The 6,478-nt window shown below is 40.4% G+C and carries 5 protein-coding genes and 10 tRNA genes; all 15 read right to left on the reverse strand.

The window, feature by feature from the left end; genetic code table 11:
* The coding region (locus tag EKC99_RS14700; RefSeq protein WP_163152571.1) for a helix-turn-helix domain-containing protein at positions 1-284 on the reverse strand (284 nt) is incomplete at its 3' end.
* Between the two features lie 126 nt (positions 285-410).
* On the reverse strand, positions 411-1,421 hold the full coding sequence (locus EKC99_RS14705) for a sensor domain-containing diguanylate cyclase (RefSeq protein ID WP_240468899.1): 1,011 nt from the start codon (positions 1,419-1,421) through the stop codon (positions 411-413).
* Between the two features lie 560 nt (positions 1,422-1,981).
* Positions 1,982-2,176: a hypothetical protein gene (locus EKC99_RS14710; protein WP_163152573.1), complete on the reverse strand. Its 195-nt coding sequence runs from the start codon at positions 2,174-2,176 to the stop codon at positions 1,982-1,984.
* A gap of 342 nt (positions 2,177-2,518) precedes the next feature.
* Positions 2,519-3,523 carry a tyrosine-type recombinase/integrase gene (locus tag EKC99_RS14715; protein WP_163152579.1) on the reverse strand — a complete coding sequence of 335 codons (1,005 nt, stop codon included), beginning with the start codon at positions 3,521-3,523 and terminating at the stop codon, positions 2,519-2,521.
* 158 nt (positions 3,524-3,681) lie between these two features.
* Positions 3,682-4,938, reverse strand: a complete 1,257-nt coding sequence (gene ltrA / locus EKC99_RS14720; RefSeq protein ID WP_163152575.1) for a group II intron reverse transcriptase/maturase — start codon at positions 4,936-4,938, stop codon at positions 3,682-3,684.
* A 613-nt stretch (positions 4,939-5,551) separates the two neighbouring features.
* Positions 5,552-5,636: transfer RNA gene (locus EKC99_RS14725), tRNA-Leu, on the reverse strand.
* 52 nt (positions 5,637-5,688) lie between these two features.
* Positions 5,689-5,774 (reverse strand) — tRNA-Leu (locus tag EKC99_RS14730).
* A gap of 11 nt (positions 5,775-5,785) precedes the next feature.
* Positions 5,786-5,859 (reverse strand) — tRNA-Cys (locus EKC99_RS14735).
* An 11-nt stretch (positions 5,860-5,870) separates the two neighbouring features.
* A tRNA-Gly gene (locus EKC99_RS14740) sits at positions 5,871-5,942 on the reverse strand.
* Positions 5,943-5,947: 5 nt separating this feature from the next.
* Positions 5,948-6,022, reverse strand: a tRNA-Gln gene (locus EKC99_RS14745).
* A gap of 17 nt (positions 6,023-6,039) precedes the next feature.
* Positions 6,040-6,115 (reverse strand) — tRNA-His (locus tag EKC99_RS14750).
* Between the two features lie 8 nt (positions 6,116-6,123).
* A tRNA-Trp gene (locus tag EKC99_RS14755) sits at positions 6,124-6,197 on the reverse strand.
* 4 nt (positions 6,198-6,201) lie between these two features.
* Positions 6,202-6,286, reverse strand: a tRNA-Tyr gene (locus EKC99_RS14760).
* Between the two features lie 4 nt (positions 6,287-6,290).
* A tRNA-Thr gene (locus EKC99_RS14765) sits at positions 6,291-6,366 on the reverse strand.
* Positions 6,367-6,402: 36 nt separating this feature from the next.
* Positions 6,403-6,478, reverse strand: a tRNA-Phe gene (locus tag EKC99_RS14770).

Raw genomic sequence — 6,478 nt, forward strand, 5'->3', positions numbered from 1 at the left:
TTTAAAATCGTCTTTCCTCCCGTATAGCCCTGTTGTCGAATTTCAAAAAACAACTTTTCGCTATTAAACACCCCATCTTCTAACATTCGTTTTTGAAGATACGGCTTAAATGGATCTAACTTGCTTTTTCTTTGTTTTCGCTTGGATTTGGAAGGAGGATTGGGGGAGTGAATATATTTTCGGACGGTTTTCCGATCGATCCCCAATTCCCTCGCAATATCAGAAATACTCATTCCCCTTTCATACATCTCTTTGATCATAAAAAATTCCCCTCTCGTAATCATGAACCATAGCTCCTCTCATTGACACTATGGTTCTATTGTAAGTGGGGAATTTTATTCCGGCTATATTGGGGATTTTATCATCGGCTTTAACATCCTGACAAGGTGTTCTATCAATTTTATTTATTTTTAACTGTTATAAACTAATACTTTTTCACAAGATAGTTGCTTCCTTTTTAATTTATCCTTATACATATTCTTATCAGCTTGAGAAAATAGCTCTGCCATATTTCCTTTTGAGTTTTGATTAAAAGCATAACCGATTGACATCTTAATTATTACATCTGAGCCATTTTCATTGTGCATATCTATCTCTTTTCGAATACTTTGTACCAATCGCTCTGTCTCTTTCTCCGTTGTTTCAGCTACAAGTAAGACAAACTCATCTCCGCCTATCCTTGCAACCGTTATAGTATTAGAAGAAAATTTATTGAGAAGATTTGCTGTTGCTTTTATTAAAACATCTCCCTGTTTATGTCCATAATTGTCATTGATATATTTTAACTCGTCTAAATCGCATACTATTATTGCCACAGGTACATTTGTCTGCTCGTTGTACTCGTCAAATTTCAACTCAAAATATTCTCGGTTATATAAATCTGTTAAGGCGTCATGGTATATTCGATATTGTAATTTTTCCTGTAACTCTATTTTTTCATCAATGTTTCTCAATACTCCTTGAAGAGCAACTAATACTCCATTTTCATAGATTGGTGTTGCATATTCCTCAAACCATCTATATCTTCCATCTTTATCTTTCCACCGCTGAATAATACTTTTGCTATAATCAATTTCTCCAGTAACCTTCTTATGGAGAATATCATAATCATCTGGGTGAATATCTATAAAGGGAACATCAGGGTTTAAATATGCCCTTTCAATCGAGCCTTCACCAAAAATGTTTTCTGCCGAGGGGCTAAGATACTTGAACTGTCTTTCTGGATAGAGCTGATAGTAGTAAATGAAATCCTTAGTGTTTTCCACCACATGAATAAAACGGTTATGATTTTCAATAAGCTCTTCCCTCTGCTTCTGCCATCTTTTATGTAAATAGGAAATGACTAATATCCAAATTAAACTTGAAATTATGAACCCTATTATAAATTGTGCATTCACCATCTTGCCGTGACCTTCTTCCATTATTATCCTTATAATTGAATATTACAGCAGAAGAATGTGACGTACAAGTGGCTATGATAGGTTTAGATTTTTGAATTTAATCAATCCCTTACTATCTCTGCCTTTCTCCCACCTCCTAATTTATACCATACAAAATAATTCTTCTCTAACTCTTGCTTTTTCACAGGAAACAGAAGATTTACCAAGTTACCATTTATTTTTGACGGATACACATGTACTTTAAGGAAAAGATACAAAGTAACAAACTGAACAGAAATGGGACATTCATGATGAGCGAATTGCTGGGAAAAGAACATGTCGTATCTTTCACGGAATTCCTTCATGAACTGCAAAAAGAGTGGAGACTTCATCAGCAGGGTGGAACGAGCTATCGCCAAAAAAGCTGAACTTTCGTTGGAAGTGGTGTGTAAAGTCAAAGCAGTTGCTTCATTTTTAGAAATACAGAATAAAAATCACTAAAAACGAATATATGTAGTTAGCAAAAAACTTCCATCTTATCAGCTTTCGTTTCAGAACATGGTTTTCTTCCCCCCTTGAACATAACCAGCTCCCCTACCTCTTTAATTTCTCTCCCATGTCCCTTTGCAAAAAGGGCATTGCCAATGTGTGATTCTATCGAGTTCCCGGTCATAAATTCCAATCTTTAATCGAAAAAAATAAGGCGGTGAATAATGTTCGAGCAAGCTGTAAGGAATTTTTTCTCCAATCAAGTCTGCCTTGCAAAATGGACATTGCTCAACTGGCCTTTCTTCCATATCTCCCCCTCCTTCTGGAAATATTATACCATATAAAGGAAAGCAAGGAAGAAAGAAAAACTGTTTCGTTCATGTTGTAAACTTAAAATAGTGAAGTAGTTGATTTTACGCCCAGTTGCTTAAAGACTTTTATGTCAGCCAAATATTGAACCTTGACATGTTCGGCTTCTACAGCCTTTTGGCAGTTGTAACATTGGATTTAGCTTAATAAGGTATATGGAAAAGGACCCAGTTTTGGCCCTTTTCCTTTTATACAAAAGTATCAACATTAACGTTTAAAAGAGCCTATTCTAAAATAAAATTATAGAACAACTTTCTACTATAAAACGTGAATGCTGCAAATTATTTGAATAAGCTATTTATCGGACTAAATTTGGCATGCCCTTGCTGAACCTCGTTGCTGAAAAGATTTACATACACTTTTGTCATTTCCAATGATGTATGACCCAGTATTGCCTGTAATTGAAATGCATTTGCCCCATTTAACACACATAATTTAGCAAATGTATGGCGAAACGTATGTGGGGAACAGCGAACGTTCTTGATTCCTGCCTTTTTCCCATACTCTTTAATTCTGTCCTGTACTTGCTTTTTGCTGAGTGGCGTATCATCACGGGTAATAAATAAATAATCAGTATCCACACTCCCTCTAACAGCTATGTATTTTTTCAACTGATTAATCATTTTATCTTGAATAGGAACAAAACGTTCGAAGCCCCCTTTTGTGTTTCGAATTCGGATGACTTTTTGTTCCCAAATGATATCTGTTGTTTTTATACCCACCAGTTCATTTACTCGAACTCCCGTTTCTAACAGCAACATCATAATCGTATAATCCCTTAAACCTACAAACGTGCGAAGGTTGCATGCTTTAAATAACGCCTTTATCTGCTGGTTATCAAATGTTTCTACAATCCTTTTTCTATCCTTCAGCAATTTGATGTCTTTCATCGGATTGCTTTTTATGAGATTTCGTCCTTCCAAAAAGTTAAAAAACGCCCTCATGGCTCGCAAACGGGAATTGATACTGACTGTCTTAAGACCTTTTTCTCTCATGTACATAATGACATTTCGCTTAATGGTTTCTCCTGTCCATTCACTTACACGTAATTCGATTTCTTGCTCTTTCAGCAATTTTATAAATGCGTTTAACTCGCTGCGATAATATTTAATCGTATGTTCCCTTAAATTCCTCAATTCGCAATCCTCAATAAATATCTCTAACAATTCCTCAAATGTGTATTCAATTTCTCCAATGTCGTCAGATATTAACAACAACTCTTCACGACTCAGCTCTCCTCTTCTTCCTCTCTTGCTCTTTCTCTGCAATTCTCTCTCATTTTCCATTCTTCCCACTTTCCATTTCACCTCACCGAACACGATTGTACGCACACGATTTTCTTTTCTCGAATCGTATTCGGTAAAATCGAGTAGGAGGGAGCGATTAACTCCCGTCCTCTCACACCACCGTACGTACGGTTCCGTATACGGCGGTTCAATTAAGATCATTGACGCAAGTTTTCATAACGAGCTTCAAGACTTTTCAGCCCTTGGTTTCTCCAATAGGAGTTACCAAGGGTTCTGTGTAATATTGGACTATTTGAAATACGCCAATAACTCTTCCGAGTATTTCCCCATTCATACGCTTGCCATTGTGGTACGCCAAGTTGAATAAGGTTGCGTATCTTTGTTTTCGGTTTCTTCCAGTTCTTCCATAGGCACATTCGAAGTCTTCTACGAATCCATTTATCTAATTCAAGGAATATAGATTTGGTGTCTGCTAACGCAAAATATCCACACCATCCCATTAGATATTGATTCAGTTTCTGAATGCGGTATTCCATCGGGTAGGGCATCTTGCGTGATGTGATTTCACGAACTTTATTCTTCATTCGTTTAAGGCTTTCTTTTGCGATACGAACCTTTGGCTCTTTATGATAGGTAAAGCTAAATCCTAGAAACTTACGTTTCCATGGACGGTCGACCGCTGATTTCTTTTCATTTACTTTCAGTCGTAGTTTTCCTTCAATAAATCGCTGGATACTTGCCATTGTGCGAAGTCCTGCTCGTTTACTTTTCACGTAAATGTTACAGTCATCCGCATATCGAACGAATTTGTGTCCTCTTCTTTCCAATTCTTTATCTGGTTCATCTAGTACAATGTTAGATAGTAGCGGACTTAATGGTCCTCCTTGTGGAGTTCCTTCTAATGTGCTTGACCCCACACCATTAATCATGACTCCCGATTGTAAATACTTACGAATCAATTTCAGTAATGGTTTATCTTGGATTCTCTTCGCGAGTGTACCCATTAATCTGTCATGGTTGACCTTATCAAAGAATTTCTCCAAGTCCATATCTACAACCCATCGATGTCCATCTCTTATATATTCTTTCGCTTTCCTCACCGCATCATGGGCACTTCGGTTTGGTCTAAATCCGTAGCTGTTTTCAGAGAATGTAGGGTCATACACTTTTGAAAGTACTTGGGCGATTGCTTGTTGAATCAAACGGTCTGTTACGGTAGGGATTCCTAGTAAACGAACACCGCCGTCAGGTTTCGGGATTTCGACTCTGCGGACTGGCATTGGTTCATAAGTTCCCTTGAGAATTGCCTCCTTAATAGATAGCCAGTTTTCGACTATGTGCTGTCGTAGGTTTTGTACGGGCATCATATCTACTCCGTGGCTTCCTTTATTCTGTTCTACACGTTTTAGTGCTTGAAGCATGTTCTCCCGTGACAGGATTTGATTCAAAAGCATCGTTATTCTCCTTCCGTGAATAGCTGTTCTCTTTATGCCAGTGGTCACTCCACCCTCCAAGAGGTCCCCCACGGGATTCACCGCTTCCTTCCTCAAGTGAGGTACTACGTTTTCTGTGTTCATCATGACTCACTGAATGCCAAGGGCTATTCTCTCTTAATTGTTCGGTCCTTCTTAGTAGTTCTAAACCAACTAATACTATGACCTCTGCTGACTTCTGACGGTTCAGCTACTTATCACTAAGTAGGTTATGAAGCGTACTTCACATATCCGCCAGACCTCCCCGGGTAAGAATGTAATCTTTCCTTCCATCTATCTGCTTCATTTACTCTGTACCACCTTTGGCAGAAAGGACTTTGTTTTGTTTAGCAAACTCATCCAATGATACCTAGCCTTATATGAAGTTCGTGTTCCTCAGACCGGAAGTTTGCCGCTCGCTTCCTTCAGATTCCGCGTCACCACGGACACCCTTGCGTTAAGCTAACTGTTACTTCTGCCTTCACAGTTCAGGACTTACACCCTATAGATTACACCCATGCCAGGCGCACTAAAAAAACAAGGGATTTCACTTACGTGAAACCCCTTGTCCCTAAAGCCTTTCCCCTATTTTCGATGCCGATGGTGGGAGTCGAACCCACACGGGGGGCTACCCCACACGATTTTGAGTCGTGCGCGTCTGCCAGTTCCGCCACATCGGCATGGAAACAATTAAATTGTATCATGCAAACTTATTTTGTCAAGCTTTTTCAGTGCCGAGGGCCGGACTCGAACCGGCACGGTAGTCACCTACCGCAGGATTTTAAGTCCTGTGCGTCTGCCAATTCCGCCACCCCGGCGCATAAAAAAATGGAGGCGGCAACCGGATTCGAACCGGTGGTAAAGGTTTTGCAGACCTCTGCCTTACCACTTGGCTATGCCGCCATAAAACGAAGAGCGGAAGACGGGACTCGAACCCGCGACCCCCACCTTGGCAAGGTGGTGTTCTACCACTGAACTACTTCCGCATATATGGCTGGGGTAGCTGGATTCGAACCAACGCATCACGGAGTCAAAGTCCGTTGCCTTACCGCTTGGCTATACCCCAACGTTTTAAAAGGTATATGGGGCGACTAGTGGGAATCGAACCCACGAATGCCAGAGCCACAATCTGGTGCGTTAACCACTTCGCCATAGCCGCCACGTTTTTGGCAGGGGCAGTAGGAATCGAACCCACACCGGAGGTTTTGGAGACCTCTGTTCTACCATTAAACTATGCCCCTAAAATGGTGGAGGGGGACGGATTCGAACCGCCGAACCCAAAGGGAGCGGATTTACAGTCCGCCGCGTTTAGCCACTTCGCTACCCCTCCGCGATGGTGCCGGCTGCAGGACTTGAACCCGCAACCTACTGATTACAAGTCAGTTGCTCTACCAATTGAGCTAAGCCGGCACAATATGAAGAAAACTAAGTCGACATCATTCAAAATGGTGGCTCGGGACGGAATCGAACCGCCGACACAAGGATTTTCAGTCCTTTGCTCTACCGACTGAGCTACCGAGCC

It is taken from the genome of Anoxybacillus sp. MB8, from assembly GCF_011006755.1.
GTDB lineage: Bacteria > Bacillota > Bacilli > Bacillales > Anoxybacillaceae > Anoxybacillus > Anoxybacillus gonensis.

Coding starts and splice junctions, on each gene's coding strand:
- EKC99_RS14705 (WP_240468899.1), bottom strand. CDS start 1,421: ATGGAAGAAGGTCACGGCAAGATGGTGAATGCACAATTTATAATAGGG.
- EKC99_RS14710 (WP_163152573.1), bottom strand. CDS start 2,176: ATGGAAGAAAGGCCAGTTGAGCAATGTCCATTTTGCAAGGCAGACTTG.
- ltrA (WP_163152575.1), bottom strand. CDS start 4,938: ATGCTTTTGAATCAAATCCTGTCACGGGAGAACATGCTTCAAGCACTA.
- EKC99_RS14715 (WP_163152579.1), bottom strand. CDS start 3,523: ATGGAAAATGAGAGAGAATTGCAGAGAAAGAGCAAGAGAGGAAGAAGA.